The organism is Halostagnicola sp. A-GB9-2, assembly GCF_030068615.1.
Classification (GTDB): domain Archaea; phylum Halobacteriota; class Halobacteria; order Halobacteriales; family Natrialbaceae; genus Halostagnicola.
In genome coordinates this window covers 72283-90366 of the sequence record NZ_JASJOC010000014.1, presented here as the reverse complement: position 1 = coordinate 90366, position 18084 = coordinate 72283, and the positions used below count along the sequence as shown (strand labels likewise).

Here is an 18084-nt window from a genome sequence, read left to right as displayed (position 1 = left end):
AAGCAAAGCCGCCCTCGACGTTGACGAATACCTCGAGGATCAGGAGCGAGTTGCCAACGCTGATACGCTCGAGGCCGCGACGAACGACTAACCGTCGGTCACGGGTCTGACTATTCACTGCGAACCCGCCTTGAAGAAGACTGTCCACGTCGCTTTTGAACTACTTCTCCTCCAAGCGGTCTCCGAAAATAGGTCCGTATAAATCGGACTTTCACGAACCAACACCGATTTCGGTCGAAACAGTTCTATAAGAGTTGAATAACTCTCGATCCGTATTTGACTGCATCAAATGGACCATGTTGTTGTTTCGCATTCTCATTTGGGTTTGTATACCACTAACAGGAGATACCACAGAAATTATTTACACCCATACTATTGTAACAACAGTCACAGAGTAATGCGCTAGTACTGTAATCACGACAAGTAGCCATAAAATCCAACAATATGGGTATTAACTTATGCTCTACAACCGCAACGAAGAGTTGACAATATCAAATGAAGACTCGAAATACACAGTAACGTAACTCCGCGCGCATTAATTTGAAGAGAATGTCCCATCAATTCCCACCGAGGAGTACGACGGTGAGAGATCTCTTGTAGGAATGGTTATTCACACGTAGTCTCAGACCGGAAAGCATCGGGCGTTCGCTATAACTGGAATTCGGTGGCACGGACTGAGACTGACGGCACATTTGACGCTCTTCAATTATCCCGTTGATCCGATTTATCCGAAGACATGCGACAGTCACTACCACAGCGGCGCAAGATTGACGCACGGGTTGCCCTGATCAACACATTTAATAATAAATGATGTGATTCATGGTACATGAGAGCTGCACTCTTCTACGGTACAGAAGATATGACTGTCGAAGACGTTGACGAGCCGACCCCCGAATCAGGCGAGATATTGGTGGACGTCTCAGCGTGTGGAATCTGTGGATCTGACCTTCACTTTTACACGGAAGGACTCCACGGAGACGCCGAACTACCCGTGACGCTCGGCCACGAAGTCGGCGGAACGGTTATCGAAACCGGCGACGATGTCGATATCGAAGTCGGGACGGACGTCGTTCTCAGTCCACATACACCCTGTATGGAGTGTTGGTGTTGTGAGGACGGGCTCTACAACCTCTGTCGGAACTTGAATGCGACCTCGGCCCAGCCGGGCGGATACGCGGAGAAAGTGGTAGAAAGCGCTGACAACGCAATCGTCCTGCCGGAGGGGGTCTCACCCGAAGACGCGGCTATCGCTCAACCCGTCAGCGTCGGCCTGCACGCCGTCCGCGAATCCCCGTTGGGAATCGGCGACAGCGCGATGGTCGTCGGTGCCGGGCCGATCGGGTTAGGCGTAATCCAGTTCGCGAAGTCGACGGGCGCGGGACCGATCTACGTCTCGGAGCCCCAGGAGTCACGCCAGGAGGTCGCGAGGGAGTTCGGCGCAGATGTGGTCATCGACCCGACCGAAGAAGATCCGATCGAACGCGTTCGCGAAGAGACCGGAACCGGCGTTGACGTCGCGTTCGAAGCCGTCGGTCACCAGGCGACGCTCAATCAGGCCATCGAGTCGACGCGCGCGAACGGCCACACGACCGTCATCGGCGTGTTCAGCGATGACGTCGAGATCTCACCGCAGAGTCTCGTTAGCTCCCAGCGGTCGATTTCGGGATCGACATCCCACCAACTGGGGCCGCGGGTCACCAAGGAGTACAACGCCGTGCTTCGCCAGCTCGAGACCGGCGAACTCGACGCCGACAAGTACGTTACCTCGCGTATCGGCCTCGAGGACGTCGTCGACGAGGGATTCGAAACACTCCTGAGCGAGGACAATGAGGAACGCAAGATCCTCGTCTGTCCGTAGCCTCGAAGGTCGATAGTCACACCGACGGCACCGTGTGCGAACGATCGAATCTTCGGACCAGGATCCTGTTTTTCGGGTCGGCTATATGGCAACGAGGGCGCTGAAAGCGACTGGGGCGCGGGCTATACCCGTCGCTTTCCGATTCGAAGAGAGAAGAAAAAGCGGCGGAAACGGATACCGCCCCGAAGCGAAAGGGGTCTGGTTGAAGGACACGAGCGTTTCGCCTGGATCTCAGGCCAGTATCCCTTCACACCGCCGCCGGAGGGGGAGCACCGACTACCCTGACGGGTGAATCGTTGCGGGTTAGTCGTAGAACCCCTCGGTGGGGACCCATTCGCGTTCGACCGAGTACTCCTCCACCAGCGAGTCCCACTCGTCCGGGAACTCGATCTTCTTCGTGACCGGGCCGCCGATGGAGGTCCCCGCGATGGCGTTGACGCGGCCGGCTCCGCCCGTGGCCACGATGTTGATGGAGTCGGTGTCATCGTACTGTCTGACCTGCCGCGGAACGACCTTATCGGTGTCGAGCATCGAGTTGGACGTGCCGTCGGTCTTCCGGTAGGAGTTCTCGACGATGTACTCCTTGATCTCTTCCTTGCTCAGGTCTTCTTTCTCGAGTTCTTCGGCATTGTAGGGATTGACGAAGTGAGTGATCGTGGCGTTCAGATCTTCTCCGCTACTCGCGCGCATCGACTCCGGCGTGTTGTCGATCATCCCACGAAGGACGTCCTGAGCGCTGTTCTCGTGTGGGAACCACTGGACCCAGCTGTTCGGTCCGGCGAGGGAGATCGTACTGTCCTCCTCGTCGAACCCGTTCGTAACGTGGTAGGGCTCCCACGGACTACTATCTTCGTTCTCGCCGGCGAGGAAGCTGAACTTGGCGGGATTCCCCATCACACCCATATCCTTTTCGCCGGGATAGATCTTCGCGGTGTTCCGGTAGGCGATCCCGAGGGCGCGCGCGATGGTCTGGTTGGCGTGGAAGCTCGGACCGAACGCTCCGGACCCGCTCTCGATATCGAGAGCGTCTTGAACGGGGCCGTTGACGATCCACTGGTAAGCCCACGACCCGGTACTGACCGAGAACTGGATGGAGTTCGAATCCGGATCGGCGAGCGCCCGAACCCCGGCTTCCAGTACCGGCATATACGTCGGCAGACAACCGGCCATCACCGCGTTCGACGCCAACTTCTCGACGGTAAGCGGATTGTCGTTGTTTCCGATTTCCCCGAGAACGTGGTCCCGCGGGTTATCGGTCCCGCGAAGCATTTCTTCCACTCGCTCGTCAGTTGGCGGTATGACGGGAAGGCCATCCGTTAGCCCTTCTTTATACAGTGATCGGTTGATCTCCTCTAGCGACTGCTCTTTCTGTGTTTGATTAGACATGGTCTCTCCTGGTTGCGGTGGTCACTGCGCTACTTGCTCTGCGCGCTCTTTGTCGTTTAGCGATCGAGTGAGTTCTTCCTCAATTCCATCCACGACTTCGTTGCTCACTTCTTCGCGAACTCGGTCGAGATCCGTCGTCTCGCATCGAACGGGCGTCTTCTTGTACCGAAGCGGACGGCCGCGCTCGACGGCGTTCGACTGGTAGTCGAGTTCGAACCCTTCGTCGATCAGGCCGACGCCCGGCGTTCCGGCATCCTCGATGAGTTCGATTCCCCACGCGAGGAACTTGGTACAAGAGCCACAATCGCCGATCGCCCCGATACCGATGTCGACGTTCTCGGCCCAGTCGACGACGCTCTCCTGTTCGTCGTCGCTCTTGATCTGGTTCAGGTGTTCAACGTGATACCATTCGAACGTCGCATCGGGATACCGCTGTGCGAGTTTCTCCTGGACGGCGGTCAGCAACGGTTCGGCCGCCGGCTTCCCGTTGTCGTACAGCCCGATGTGTTTGCCTTCCAGGGAAGTGACTCGAGGAACGAGTGGCTTCTGTTCAGCGTCATTACCCGTCGAAGAGGGCGTTATGAGACCCATATGGGAGAGTAACACTCGCACAGGGCATATAGTTTTTGGTGACAAGTAACAACGGTTTTCGAGGACGATAAAACGGGGAATGATCGGCCCGTTACCCCTCGACGGCGTACTCCGTTACCAAGCTACCCCACTCGTCCGGGAATTCGATCTTCTTCGTGACCGGGCCGCCGATGGACGGCCCGATGACCACGTTCGACTGGCTCTCGCTACGCCCGCCCGCGACGAGCTTTACGTATTCGGGGCCGCTGATTTGTGGTACCTGCCTGCTGTCGACCTTGCCATGGTAGTCGTCCAGCGCGTCGTCCCAGAGAACGCCCTTCTGAAATTCCTCGATAGGGATGTAGGAGTTCTCGGAGACGTACTCTTTGACCCCCCGTTTGGTGAGACCGGCCTCGGCCAGCGTCTCGAGATCCTCCGAGCTGAGCACGTGCAAGATCGTTTGGTCGAAGTCCCCGCCTTGTTGTTCCCCGCCGACCATCGACGGCGGCGTGTTTTCGATCATCCCGCCGAGAATCGCTTCGGGACTGTCCGCCCCGGATTCCCACTGGATGAAGCTGTTCGGGCCACCGAGCGTGATCGTGCTCTCTCCCTCGTCGAAGCCGTGCGTGACGTGGTACGGTTCCCACGGACTGGTCGTTTCGTTCTCGGCGAGGAACAAGCTGAACTTGAGCGGGTTCGCCATCACGCCCATGTCTTTTTCGCCGGGATAGATCTTCGTCGTGTTTCGGTAGGCGATTCCAAGCGCCCGCGCGGTCGCACGGCTCACGCGGGTATTTCGTCCGAACGGACCGCTGCCGGCCGCCACACCGAAATCGTCGAGAACGGAACCGTTCAGAACCCACTGGTACGCCCAGCCGCCCGTGCTGACGGAAAACTGGATGGAGTTCGAGCTCGGATCGGCGAGCGCTCGTATCCCCGCCTCGAGGATCGGCATGGACGTCGGCAGACAGCCGGCCATCACCGCGTTCGACGCCAACTGCTCGACGGTGATCGGGCTATCGTCGTTGCCGAGTCGACCGAGAACATGATCGCGCGGCTTGTCGGTGCCGCGCAGCATCTTTCCAACCCGCTCGTCCGTGGGCGGGATAACGGGCAAACCGTCTGTCAACCCCTGACGGTACAGGGAACGGGAAACGGTGCTAATGGAGTCTTCGCGAGGTTGATGATGGGCCATTGATGACTCGAATCAATCAATGATACTAACCGCGATAACTTGATCTTTTTGCTGTGGCTGTTGCTGGTGTGTCGATACGTGTGATCTCAGTAGCTAGTGAGTGGTCGTCTCCCTGGAGACGGCTAGGTCGGGGACGTTGCCTGTGATCCGGCCTTGATGGCGCGATCGACGTCTTCCGCGCGGCCCCGTGGAACCGAGGGGAGGACTTCGCCGGTCGTCGGATCGAGGGTCTCGAAGTCTCTCCGCTCGCAGCGTCCTGTCGCTCGTCGCCGATAGACTGTTGTGTGAAATCGGAAACGACCTCCTCCGCCACCGCACGATGCCCCGAGAGGATCGATTCTTTCGACTGACTACCGCTGTCGCTTGAACGAGACATCGTCACTCTTTGCGGTCCGTACTCGAAAGCTGAGGTGGAGATAATTCGGTCGAGACGAACACTGATCAACTCGAATAAACGCAAATTATTAGTTACTAATTGGAGAAGGGAGATAATGTCTACCATGTACGACTACGTGATCGTCGGTGGTGGGAGTGCAGGCTGTGTACTCACCCGCCGATTGACCGAATCCGAAGACACCGAGGTATTGCTACTGGAAGCAGGCGAACCGGCCGAAGACAGGGATATGGTAAAAGATCCCACCCGAGTGTGGGACGTCCTGGGATCCGAACTCGATTGGAAGTTCGACACGGAACCCCAGCCGGGGATGAACGGTCGAACCATCGACTGGCCGCGGGGGAAAGCGCTCGGCGGCTCGAGCGTCATCAACGGGATGGCGTACGTCCGCGGACACCCCTACGACTACGACAATTGGGCAGAGATGGGCAACGACGGCTGGAGTTACGATGACTTGTTACCGTACTTCAAGAAGTCCGAAACCCTGAACGCCGACGGGGACGAGGAGTACCACGGAACCGACGGGCCGCTGAGCGTGTCGCGCGGGACGCCCAGTGACTTCTCGAAGACGCTCGTTGAGGCCGGAATGGAAGCCGGGTTGGAGCTCAACATGGACTTCAACGGTGCCCAACAAGAGGGAATCGGTTACTACCACTCCACGACGAAAGACGGTCACCGACACAGCGCCGCTGCGGCGTTCATCAAGCCGGTTCTCGACCGACCGAACCTGACCGTCGAAACGAGCGCTCACGTCACCAAACTCACGTTCGACGGGGATCGGGCGACGGGTGCAATATACGAACAGAACGGCGAGGAACACGAAGTGGAGGTCGACGACACCGGCGAAGTGATCCTTTCGGCGGGAGCGATTCAGACGCCGCAACTGCTCATGCTCTCAGGGATCGGCCCGGCCGACCATCTCGAAGACCACGGCATCGACGTGAAACGCGATCTCCCCGGCGTCGGCCGCAACCTGCAGGATCACCTCCGGGTCCCGGTCGTCTACGAGAGTACGGAACCGGTCGAGTCCGCACCGGAACCGGTCGAAGTTGAGGGGGGCGAGGAACGCGGAACGCGATACGACACCGTCATGGTCGGCGCGTTCGAGCGGTCGGATCCGTCTCTCCCCGCACCCGATCTCCAGTACGGACTCTCGCCAGGATCGGAAGCCGACCCGCAGGCTGGATTTTCGATCATGGTCCTCCCGCTTCGTCCGGTCGCCAGCGGGCGCGTGAAACTTCAATCCGACGACCCGTACGACGATCCGGAACTTGATCCGAAATACATGGTCGACGAAAAAGATGTCGACGATTTCGTCAGAGGCATCCGTCGAGCGCGACGCATCGGAGAGACGGACGTCCTCTCGGAGTACCGAGAGAAGGAGGTGAAACCCGGCGAGGACGTCCAGAGCGACGAAGGAATCGCGGAGTACATTCGAAACAACGCCGTCTCGGGATACCACCCGACCTGTACGTGTAAGATGGGAACTGACGAGCAGGCCGTCGTCGATGACGATCTCCGTCTTCACGGCATCGACGGCCTCCGCGTCGTCGACGCGTCGGTGATGCCCAAGGTCACGAGCGGCAACACGAACGCGCCGACGATCGCGATCGCCGAGAAAGGCGCGGATCTCATCAAGGACGCATGAACAGCGGTCAAACTCGAGAGCGGAGCACTCTCGATTTCGTGCGTCTCTGCGGCGAGTGAGGTTCGATCCGGCGTAGAGACCGTCAACCGAAGGAGATTCCGCCGTGGCACGATCGGTCCGTTTTCGAAGAAAGCCGATTGTATCTAATCAACACCTTGAATACCTATTATCGTAATTAGTAGCACGATGTTACAGGAGATAGACCGCGTCGCAGTGCTCGGAGCTGGCAGTATGGGTCACGGAATCGCCGAACTCGCGGCGATCGCCGGCTACGACGTCTCGCTTCGCGATATCGAGGAGTCGTACGTCGAAGACGGCTACGAACAGCTCGAGTGGAGCGTCGAGAAACTCGCCGAAAAGGGACAACTCGAGGACGATCCGGACGCCGTCCTCGGGCGAGTGGACACGACGACCAATCTCGCCGGGGCCGTCGCCGACGCGGACATCGTCATCGAAGCCATCCCCGAGGATCTCGAATTGAAGCGGAATCTGTTTTCCGACGTTGCGGACGCCGCCGGAGACGACGCCATCCTCGCGACGAACACCTCGAGTCTCAAAGTCGGCGATATCGCACGAGCCGTCGATCGACCCGAGCGGTTCTGCGGAATGCACTTTTTCAACCCGCCGGTGAAGATGGATCTGGTCGAAGTCGTCTCGGGCGAACGGACCGACGACGGTGTCGTCGACACAGCGTACGAGTTCGTTGAATCGATCGACAAGACGCCCGTGCTCGTCCGAAAGGACGTCCCCGAATTCATCGTAAACAACGTCCTCGTCCCCTTCATGGAAGAGGCCGCGTGGATGTTCGACGAGGGCGCAGCGGGAGTCCGGCAGGCGGATGCGGCGATGGTGTTTCGGCGGGGATACCCGATGGGACCGTTCGAACTCGCGGATTTCGGTGGGCTGGACGTGCTCGCACACAGTCGCGAGCAGTGGGACAAACCCCTTCCCAATTGCGTCGAAACGCGCGTCGAAAACGACGACCTCGGTCGGAAGACCGGAGAAGGGTTCTACGACTACGACGAACGCGGAGTCGACTACGAACCCGGCGACGGCGAGGGGTTCGACACGCTCCGGATCGAGGCGCGGATGATAAACGAGGCAGCGCGTCTCGTCGGTCAGGGAGTCGCAGAGCCCGAAGACATCGACATCGCGATGCGCCTCGGCGGCGGCCTCCCGGAGGGAACCTGCCGGACCGGCGACAAGCTCGGCCTTGATCGGGTGCTCGAGAAAGTCGAGTCGCTCTACGAGGAGACCGGCGCGGCGCGCTACGAGCCGGCCGACTACCTCGTCGAACTCGTCGAGGACGGCCGCACCGGAGAGGACGCTGGCGAAGGATTTTACGACTACGGCGACGGCGGGCCCTACCACTACATCACGCACACGCTCGACGACGACGGCGTCCTCGAGGTCACGTTCGACCGCGAGGAACGGCTCAACGCGCTCTCGACGGACATGCTCGACGAGATTCAACGGCTGCTCGAGACGGTCGATACGGAGGAAGTGTCCTGTGTCACCTTCGAAGGGGCGGGCGAGCGGGCGTTCAGCGCCGGTGCCGATATCACGGGCTTTACGACCGCCGACCCGACCGATCTGATGGGCGTCGACGAGGCCGTCGAAACCATCTACGAGTTCGAACGGCCGACCATCGCGAAGGTCGACGGACTCTGTCTGGGCGGCGGCTTCGAGATCACCCTCGCCTGTGACATCCGCATCGCGACCGAGGAGTCGAAACTGGGGAGCCCGGAGATCAATCTGGGCCTCATTCCAGGCGGCGGCGGAACCCAACGGCTGGTTCGCCTCGTTGGCGAGGCGCGCACGAAGGAACTCGTCTTCCAGGGCGAGCAGATCAGCGCCGAGCGCGCGGCCGACTGGGGTATCCTGAACCGGGCGGTGCCGGCCGACGAGTTCGAAGAGACCGTCGACGGGTTCATCTCGAACATCTCGAGCGGCCCGAAAACGGCGCTCAAAGCGGCGAAACAGGTCATCAACGAGGGCCAGAACGCGAGCCTGAATACGGCGATCGCGATGGAGAGTCAGGCGTTCGGCCTGCTGGCCACGACCGACGACATGCTCGAGGGCGTCGAGGCGTTTACGCACGACCGAGATCCGAACTTCGACTAGCCGCGGCGGAGTTGAATGTCGGTCGGTGAATCGTCGTTCCCGTCGCGAAGTTCTATAAGATGAGTTAAATAACATTTAATGTGTGTAGTCTTTACTCTACCAGTAGAATGGACGATATCGACCGATTGGAGAACTACTACTTTCATGAGCAGGGATTCGAGACGATAGAAGAAGCCAACGCGTGGTTCGAGTGGGAGATTCCCGAGACGTTCAACATCGCCCACTACGTCTGTGACAGGTGGGCCGCGACCAAGGGGAACGACGTTGCCCTCCATATCGAAGAGGGGGGAGAGCGCCGGAGCGCGTACACGTTTCGCGAGCTCCAGCAGTACGCGAACCGATTCGCATCGTTTCTCGAGAGTCGAGAGGTCGGACCCGGAGATCGGGTCGCCGTCAACGGAACGCAGTGTCTGCAGTCGCTCGTCGCGCACCTCGCCGCGTTCAAGCTCGGCGCGAGCACCGTCCCGCTCAGCGTCCTCCTCGGTTCCGACGGGCTTCGATACCGGCTCGCGGACTCCGAGTCCGTCGCGTTCGTGGTCGGCCAAGGCGCAATCGAGACGTTTCGCGAGATCCGCGACGACCTCGACGCGCTCGAACTCGTCGTGACGAACGAGTCGTTCGACGGGACGGGCGAAATCAACTTCTGGGATGCCATCGAGGGCCATTCGAACGATTTCGAAACGCGAGAGACGGATCCGGAGGACGAAGCCTGCATCATCTACACGAGCGGAACGACGGGCAAGCCCAAGGGCGCAGTTCATGCGCACAGACATCTCCTCGGCCTCCTTCCGCAGTTTATCAGCCTCCAACGACACGAGACGGGTGAGGACCAGGTCGCTCGGACGATCTCCGAGTGGTCCTGGATCATGTCCCTGAATCAGATGGTCTTTCCGCCGCTGTTCTACGGAATCCCGGTCGTCGGCTCCCCGGGCGGATCGTTCGATGCCGAAGCGGAGTTCGAACTCATCGAGCGATTCGACATCACGCACCTGAACCTCCCGCCGACCGCGGTTCGCATGATGATGCAGATAGACGGCGCGGACGAGAAGTACGATCTGGAGAGCTTGCAAGCGTTTTCGACCGGCGGCGAATCCGCGGGAGAGAGCATCATCGACTGGGCGACCAGCACCTTCGAGAACGCGGCGTTCATCGAGGGGTACGGCGCGACCGAATTCGGCGGGCTCATCTGCGACGATCCCGGGTTCGACTACACGCACCGCACCGGGTACTTCGGGATCCCGTCGATCGGCCATGAGGTCGCGGTACTCGACCGGGACACGATGGAGCCGATCGAGGAGCCCGGCGAAACCGGCGAGCTGGCGGTCCGGTACGAGGGAGACCCGATGCTGTTCGTGGAGTACCTCGAGAGGCCCGAGAAGACGGCCGAGAAGATCCAGGACGGCTGGCTCCTCTCGGAGGATATCGTCTCGTTCAACGAGGACGGCTACTTCCAGTTCCACGCTCGTGACAACGACCTCATTATTAGCTCCGGCTATCGATTCGGCCCCGACGAGATCGAGGAAGCGCTCGTCACGCACGAAGCCGTAGAGCAAGCGGGCGTGATCGGCGTTCCCCACGAAACGCGCGGCGAGATTCCGAAGGCGTTCGTCGTGTTGAACGACAGCTACGATCCCGGCGAGGACCGCCGCTCGGCGTTGAAACAACACGTTAAGGATCGTCTGGCGAAGTACGAATATCCGCGTGAACTCGAGTTCGTCGAGGAACTCCCGCGGACCTCGACCGGAAAGCTCCGTCGAACGGCGCTTCGCGAACGGCACGACATCGCCGAGTAGCGATCTGCATCGGGCCCCTTCTTCCGGCGAAAGAGATTTGTCGCCGTCCTTCAGTTATCCAACATGGAGTTACTGGACGAATCATCGGTTCCTGCGTCCGCTCAGCCGATTAAGCGAGAGGCTCGAGCGTTCGCACGCGAGTACATCGAGCCGAACGCTGAGCGGCATTTCGACGACGGGACGTACCCGACGGCGGTCGTCGACGCGGCGGTCGAGGCTGATCTCGTCGGGATAGAGATCGACGAGGAGTACGGCGGCCGCGACACGTCGCTCCTCGAGAACCTGGCGGTCGCGGAGGAGTTCTTCCGCGCCGACGCTGGCATTGGAATGGCGATTCGGAGTCGGAGTTTCGGGACGAACATCCTCGAGCGGTACGGAACGGAACGCCAGAAGCGAACGCGCTTGCCGCCGGTCGCGTCGGGCGAGGAGCGCACCGGGATGGCCATTTCGGAGCCGGAGACGGGGAGCGATCTGGCGGGAATGACGACCGCCGCGGAGCGGGACGGAGACGAGTGGGTGATAACCGGCGAGAAGTACTGGATCGGAAACGGGATCGACGCCGACTGGCTCCTCGTCTACGCGAAGACGGGCTCCGATCCGGACGACAGACACGGCAACCATTCGTTGCTTATCGTTCCGACGGACGCGCCGGGATACGCCGCGGAACACATCCCCGAAAAGATCGGAATGCGGGCGTCCCAGCAGGCCCACATCGAGTTCGACGACTGCAGGGTCCCGGCCGAGAATCTCGTCGGCGAGGAGGGCGAGGGGTTCCGTATGGTTTCCGAGTTCTTCAACCACGGCCGGATCTCCACAAGCGGACACGGCCTCGGAATCGCCGCCGCCTCCCTCGAGGAGACCTGGGAGTTCGTCGAACAACGTGAGGAGTTCGGACGACCGGTCGGCGACTTTCAGTCCGTCCAACACGACCTCGCGGACGCCCGAACGGAGTTCGAGAGCGCGCGGGCACTGACCTGGCACGCCGCCGAGCAGGTGGCTGAAAACGCGAACGCGACCGACTGGGCGGCGATGGCGAAGACGAAGGCGACCGAAACGGCCGTCGAATGCACCGAGACCGGAATGCGACTCCACGGCGGACGGAGCGTGCTGGACGAACGTCGGATTTCCCGACTCTTCCGCGACGCGCGGCTCCCGATCATCTACGAAGGCGTCAACGAGATTCAGCGCGACCTGATCTACCGCCACACCTAATTTTCCGGGGGTACTCGAACGAGTTCAGCGAGCGTAGTAGACGAGGTCCCTGTCGCGCTCGCGAGACGCCTGTCCGCGGTTGACCAGGTACGTGAGCGTACTGAGAATCTCGGGGAAAAAGTGCATCGCGTGGGCCTCCTCCAGAACGTCCTCGGAAACGTCGGCGGCCGTCATCGGCCCGTCGACAAGCGCGTCGGAAACACCCTCGATCCGGCGATCGAGGCTCGCGCGATCGTCCCGAAACGACTCGAGCGGGGCGTCGTGGACGGGGCCGTGTCCGGGGAAGATTCGGTCGATGGTGCGCTTCTCGAGGCGGTCGAGCGAGCGCCGATAGCTCACGACGGCGTTGTGGTACTCGCGGTCCAGTCGGTTATTGAGGAGGACCGCTCGGAACGGTTCGATACCCATGTCGCCGGAGAAGAGGACCGACTCGCCGTCGACCGTCGTCGCGTAGCAATGGTGGTCGGCGTGGTGACCGGGCGTCCAAATCGCGTCGACGGTCCGCTCGCCGACGGTGACCCGCTGGTCGTCGACGAGCCAATGGTCGACGGCGTCGACGAGGAAGTTCGTCCGCATCCATCGCTGTAAGTGTGTTTCGTCGTCGTACATCTGTTCCCGTTCGGACCGATCGAACCCGCTCTGGGCGATCGTGTCTCGAATTCGGTCGGTGACGGTCTCGAGGGGGCGACTGAGCCGGTCGCGTGCAGTAAGCGGAGCGTACACGTCCGCGTCGCTTCCCTCGACCAGTTCACGGAGACGACCGACGTGGTCGGGGTGTGGGTGGGTCAGAAAGACGTGGTCGATTTCCTCGAGAGCGTAGTCGCACTGATCGGCGAACGAAACCGGTTGCTCCGTCGACATCGAGGCGGGGCCGGTATCGAACAGAATCACCTCGTCTCCGTCCAGAACGTACGCGGAGACGTGTCCCGGCGGAAACTCCATCGAGAATTCGACGCGCGAGATCGTCGCAGTACTCTCCAGCATTCATAGGGAGTATTATCGGGTGTGGGTATAGTTCTTGCTCGTTCTCATCGTCTGCTGGTTGCCACACTCCTCGCCGACGATTAAGCATCGGTAAAATTATTTAGTATGAGCTTGTTGTAACTTTCTACAGCGGTTTACCCGGACCACCGATGCAGCCCGCTGTTGATATACTATGTCAGATGCAATAAAGGATACGTACGACTTGTTCATCGATGGCGAGACGGTGCCGGCCTCGAGCAACGACTATCTCACGACGGAAGACCCCGCGACCGAGGAACCGATCGCGGAGTTCGCGGCGGGGACCGCCGACGACGTCGACGAGGCGGTCGCGGCCGCGCGGAACTCGCTCGATGAGTGGCAAGCGAAAAAGCCCGGCGAACGTGGAGATATCGTTCAACGGATCGCGGACGGGATCCGCGAACACGCGGAGACGCTCGTGGAAGTCGAAACGCTCGATCAGGGGAAGCCGTTGACGGCATCCCGGGGTGCCGTCGAGGGGGCGGCCGGGTGTTTCGAGTACTACGCGGGTGCGGCGGACAAACTCGAAGGCAAAAGCATCCCGGTCGGCGAGGACACGCTGGATTTTACGATCAGAGAGCCCTACGGAGTAAGCGCCCAGATCATCCCGTGGAACGCCCCGCTCAACTTGAGTGCGCAGGGAACCGCACCGGCGCTCGTCGCGGGAAACGCGGTCGTTATCAAACCCGCACCGACGACGCCGCTTTCGTCGCTCCACCTCGCGGAGATCTGTAAAGAGGCCGGCGTCCCCGACGGCGTTATCAACGTGGTCACCGGCGCGACCGAGCCCGGCGCCGCCCTCTCCTCGCACGAAGGCGTCGACACGATCTCGTTCACCGGAAGCGTCCCCACGGGACAGGCGGTGATGGAATCGGCAGCGGAGGACATCACGCCGGTCACGCTCGAACTCGGCGGCAAGAACCCGGCGATCGTGATGCCCGACGCCGACCTCGACGAGGCCGTGTTTTCGATCGCGATCGGTATCTTCAGCAACACGGGACAGATCTGCGCCGCCGCCGATCGGGCCATCGTCCACGAGTCGATCTACGACGAGTTCGTCGAGCGGATCGTCGAACGAGCGGAGGCCTATACGCTCGGCCCGGGCATGGAAGATCCCGATATGGGTCCCCTCAACCACGCCGCACACCACGATAAGGTGCTCAACTACATCGACATCGGCCTCGAGGAAGGCGCGACGCTCGAGACCGGCGGCGAAGCGCTCGATCGAGACGGGTACTTCGTCGAGCCGACGGTCTTCTCGGACGTCAGCAACGAGATGCAGATCGCCCAGGAGGAGATTTTCGGGCCGGTACTTACGGTTATTCCGTTCTCGGACCGCAAAGAAGCCGTCGAGATCGCGAACGACGTCGAGCTCGGGCTCACGGGCGGCGTCTTCTCGAACGACCTCAAGCGGGCGCTCCAGACGGCACGCGAGATCGAAGCCGGGTCGATATACGTGAATCAGTGGTTCGGCGGATCGGCGGCGACGCCGTTCGGCGGGATGAAGAAAAGCGGAATCGGCCGCGAGATGGGCCTCGAGTCACTCGATTCGTACCTGCAGACGAAAAACGTCTGCATCGACATGACGATGGACGAATAGGCGGATCCGAAAACACCATCCGAGAGACAGTCGAACCATCGTATCACCGTTTTAGCGTGAAATCACCCGCTAACACGCGAAGCCCCGGTCAACGTGTCGTTCCGATTCGACCGATCACGGTCGAACGAGAACCTTTACCTCCTCGCTGTCGCCGTCGACGAGCGCCTCGAACCCGTCGTCGGCGATGTCTTCGAGGTCGATCCGAGACGTAACGAGGAGTTCGGGGTCCACCGCGCCAGTCGCGATTTTCTGGAGCACCGCGCCGAAGTCTCGGTCGGCGAGCGGCCCCGTGTGATAGGCGGCCGAAGCGTTAACGGATCGCTCGTTGTTGACGAGGTCCATCGGCTCGAACTCCACCGGACCTTTGAACACGCCGACGAGGGTGGTGTGTCCGCTCGGTTTGGTCGCCTTGATCGCGTCGTTGAGCGCGGATTCCTTGCCGGCCACTTCGAACGCGACATCGACGCCGCCGTCCGTCTCGTCCCTGATCCGTTCGATCGGATCCGTTTCTCTCGGATCGATGACGACGTCCGCGCCGCACTCGCGAGCGAGCTCTCGCCGGGCCTCCCGGTGTCCCGACGCGTAAACCGGACCGGCACCGGCGGCCTTGGCGAGCTGTACCAATCCCAGCCCGATGGGGCCGAGCCCGACGACCGCGACGGACTGACCCGGTCGGAGCGGGGATTGCATCAGGGCGTGAAACGCGACCGTCACCGGCTCGGAAACCGCGGCCATCTCCGGCGAAACGCCGTCCGGAAGGGGAACCACGTTGCTGGCCGGGGCCGTCACCCGCTCCGCGTAGGCTCCGGGTCGTTGCGCGCCGATAACCTCGAGATTTTCACAGAGGTTGTACTTCGACTCGGCACAACGCGGGCAGTTTTCGCAGGCGACGAGCGGGTTCAGCACGATCTCGGTACCGACTTCGATATCGACGCCGTCGCCGGTCTCCGCGATCGTTCCGCCGACCTCGTGACCCATCGTGTACGGGACTCTGTCGTCGGACCGCGGCCCGTGAAGGTATTCACCGATGTCGGAACCGCAGATTCCGCAGGCGTCCACGTCGATCAGTACCTCGCCCTCGTCGGGGGACGGTTCGTCGACGTCCTCGACTCTGATATCCCTGTTCCCGTAATATTGGGCTGCTTGCATAACCACTGGTGGATACGAACCGCCCCGGCATAAAATATAGGGACGGAATCAAACGGGACGGAATCAAACGGGACGGAATCAAACGGGACGGAATCGAGACGAGTGTCGCCCGCACGCGACTACCGTCGGTCGCCGCTCCACCTCTCGCAACGCCGAACCGCGGGCGACAGATACGACCGGGCTCCCACGCTCCGAAGAATTATCGAACGCGACGGTCGCGGCCTCAGGGACGATCGTTACCTGGCGTTTTTGAGCAGATCAGCGCCTTTTTCTGCGATCGCTATCGTCGGTGCGTTCGTGTTCCCGCTCGTGATCTTCGGCATGATCGAGGCGTCGATGACGCGGAGACCGGACACTCCGCGAACGCGAAGTCGGTCGTCGACGACCGCATCGTCTCCTGTACCCATCTTACACGTGCAGGTCGGATGATACCCCGTCATGACGGTGTCCCTGACGAATTCCGCGATCTCCTCGTCCGATTGCACGTCTGGGCCCGGTCGAACCTCCGTCTCCCTGTACTCGGAGAGGACGTCCGTCTGTGCGATGTCTCGAGCCCGTCGGATGCACGTCACGATGTCGTCGACGTCCTTCTCGGTCGCCAGGTAGTTCGGATCGAGTTTCGGTTGCTCGTACGGATCACGAGACTGGAGCGTAAGCCGTCCGCGACTCTCCGGACGAAGCGGTAAGGCGGTAATCGAAAAGCCCCCTTTGGGATCCTCAGGCGAAATCCCGACCGCGAGGCCGTACTGAATGTCGGGTGCGGGAAGTGCCGGGTCCGATCGCTCGAACGCGCCGACTAGCGTTCGATCGAACCGAGTTTCCGGGTCCGCTTGCTCCGACGGAACGATCGGTTCGGGGCTTTCGTAGGCGATCGAGACGCGAAGGTGATCCTGCAGGTTTCGGCCGACACCGGGAAGATCCTGCCTCACGTCGATGCCGTGGTCCGCCAAGTGATCGGCCGGGCCAATGCCCGAGAGCATGAGCAACTGCGGAGATTGGATCGCGCCGGCTGAAAGGATCACTTCGCCGCCGTCGTCGACTTCCACTTCGGTTTGGGCGTCGTCTTGTTCGTAGACCGCTCCGGTGACGCGATCACCGTCGAACAGCAGACGGGTAACGTGAGCCGACGTTTCGACGGTCAGGTTCGGCCGCTCGAGGACCGGCTCGATAAACGCCGCGGCGGCGCTGTGGCGCTCCCCGTCGTCGACCGTGGAGTGATAGTAGCCGACGCCCGCCTGTTTTCGGCCGTTGAAGTCCTCGTTTGGGTCCATCCCGGCTTCGATCGCCGCATCGACGAGCAGTTCGGAGAAGGCGTCGGAACTCCCCCGCTGATCGACGCTCAGCGGGCCGTCGGTTCCGTGGAATTCGTTCGCTTCTCCCGTGAAATCCTCGGACCGCTTGAAATAGGCCAAGAGATCCTCGTAGCTCCAGCCGTCGTTGCCCTGGGCCGCCCAATTGTCGAAATCCCACGGGTGACCCCGAACGTAGGCCATCCCGTTGATGACGCTCGAGCCGCCGAGGGCTTTCCCTCGCGGCCAGTCGATGGCTCGGCCGTTCAGACCGGGTTGCGGTTCGATCGAAAACGTCCAGTCGATATCCGACCCCAATAACTCCGACACCTGCGTGGGGTCTTTTACCGTCTCGCGATCTTCTTGCGGTTCTCCCGCCTCGAGTAAGAGCACGTCGACAGTCCGATCCTGCGTAAGCCGGTTCGCAAGGACACAGCCGGCACTACCACCGCCGACGATGATGTAATCGTACATGGCTATAATTGCCATATTAATTGTTCACACACCTAATAGATGTCGATCGCCTCAACCCGCCACAGCGGCTGGTTCAGTCCGAAACGGCTCTCTCATTTGCGACAGTTACCATCAACGCCCAGTGTCGCTTCAACTCCGGAGTTGGAAGCTCTCTTCGGACTCGACTGGACAGAGCTGGCGAAGTTTGACCCGGGCATCAGTAGTCGTGAATTGCTACTCGACAGACCGAAAAGATCCGTTCGGTGATCCTGCTACGCAGCCACCTCCGCCTGGAGTCGCTGCGCGGTAGATCCGGCGGTCAAGACACTGACGTTTGAGCGCGCCCAGTTCTATTTCGTCCATGTTTAGCCAGCCCCCTCTCACAGTAGGTCAGCTGGGGCTAAACTCGTA

The 18084-nt window shown here is 60.8% G+C and carries 12 protein-coding genes; 6 read left to right on the top strand and 6 right to left on the bottom strand.

Translation table 11 applies throughout. From position 1 onward, the window contains the following. The first annotated feature begins 826 nt into the window (after positions 1–826). On the top strand, positions 827–1858 hold the full coding sequence (locus tag QNM96_RS20550) for a zinc-binding dehydrogenase (protein ID WP_283838676.1): 1032 nt from the start codon (positions 827–829) through the stop codon (positions 1856–1858). 303 nt (positions 1859–2161) lie between these two features. On the opposite strand, the gene QNM96_RS20545 is transcribed toward QNM96_RS20550, so the two are convergent. The 3 genes from QNM96_RS20545 to QNM96_RS20535 form a co-directional block, all read right to left on the bottom strand. Next, complete coding sequence (locus QNM96_RS20545) at positions 2162–3244, bottom strand: hypothetical protein (protein WP_283838675.1); 1083 nt, start codon at positions 3242–3244, stop codon at positions 2162–2164. 21 nt (positions 3245–3265) lie between these two features. Next, the gene (locus QNM96_RS20540; protein ID WP_283838674.1) at positions 3266–3835 is read right to left on the bottom strand and encodes a hypothetical protein; all 570 of its coding nucleotides are present in this window, start codon (positions 3833–3835) and stop codon (positions 3266–3268) included. Positions 3836–3926: 91 nt separating this feature from the next. Next, on the bottom strand, positions 3927–5009 hold the full coding sequence (locus QNM96_RS20535; RefSeq protein WP_283838673.1) for a hypothetical protein: 1083 nt from the start codon (positions 5007–5009) through the stop codon (positions 3927–3929). Positions 5010–5500: 491 nt separating this feature from the next. On the opposite strand from QNM96_RS20535, the gene QNM96_RS20530 reads away from it, so the two are divergent. The 4 genes from QNM96_RS20530 to QNM96_RS20515 all read left to right on the top strand — a co-directional run bounded on the left by QNM96_RS20530 (position 5501) and on the right by QNM96_RS20515 (position 12180). After that, positions 5501–7051, top strand: coding sequence for a GMC family oxidoreductase N-terminal domain-containing protein (locus QNM96_RS20530; protein WP_283838672.1), 1551 nt, complete (start codon positions 5501–5503; stop codon positions 7049–7051). A gap of 186 nt (positions 7052–7237) precedes the next feature. Continuing rightward, positions 7238–9175: a 3-hydroxyacyl-CoA dehydrogenase NAD-binding domain-containing protein gene (locus QNM96_RS20525; RefSeq protein ID WP_283838671.1), complete on the top strand. Its 1938-nt coding sequence runs from the start codon at positions 7238–7240 to the stop codon at positions 9173–9175. Between the two features lie 107 nt (positions 9176–9282). After that, the gene (locus QNM96_RS20520) at positions 9283–10968 is read left to right on the top strand and encodes an AMP-binding protein (RefSeq protein WP_283838670.1); all 1686 of its coding nucleotides are present in this window, start codon (positions 9283–9285) and stop codon (positions 10966–10968) included. Positions 10969–11031: 63 nt separating this feature from the next. Beyond that, positions 11032–12180: an acyl-CoA dehydrogenase family protein gene (locus tag QNM96_RS20515; protein ID WP_283838669.1), complete on the top strand. Its 1149-nt coding sequence runs from the start codon at positions 11032–11034 to the stop codon at positions 12178–12180. Between the two features lie 24 nt (positions 12181–12204). On the opposite strand, the gene QNM96_RS20510 is transcribed toward QNM96_RS20515, so the two are convergent. Continuing rightward, positions 12205–13164, bottom strand: coding sequence for an MBL fold metallo-hydrolase (locus tag QNM96_RS20510; protein ID WP_283838668.1), 960 nt, complete (start codon positions 13162–13164; stop codon positions 12205–12207). A gap of 172 nt (positions 13165–13336) precedes the next feature. Between QNM96_RS20510 and QNM96_RS20505 the strand changes: the two genes are divergently transcribed. Next, positions 13337–14782, top strand: coding sequence for an aldehyde dehydrogenase family protein (locus QNM96_RS20505; protein WP_283838667.1), 1446 nt, complete (start codon positions 13337–13339; stop codon positions 14780–14782). A 114-nt stretch (positions 14783–14896) separates the two neighbouring features. Here QNM96_RS20505 and QNM96_RS20500 read toward each other — a convergent pair whose 3' ends face one another. Next, positions 14897–15931, bottom strand: a complete 1035-nt coding sequence (locus QNM96_RS20500) for a 2,3-butanediol dehydrogenase (RefSeq protein ID WP_283838666.1) — start codon at positions 15929–15931, stop codon at positions 14897–14899. 236 nt (positions 15932–16167) lie between these two features. Beyond that, positions 16168–17709 (bottom strand): GMC family oxidoreductase N-terminal domain-containing protein, encoded by a 1542-nt coding sequence (locus QNM96_RS20495; protein WP_283838665.1) that lies wholly within the window; start codon positions 17707–17709, stop codon positions 16168–16170. Positions 17710–18084 lie beyond the last annotated feature (375 nt).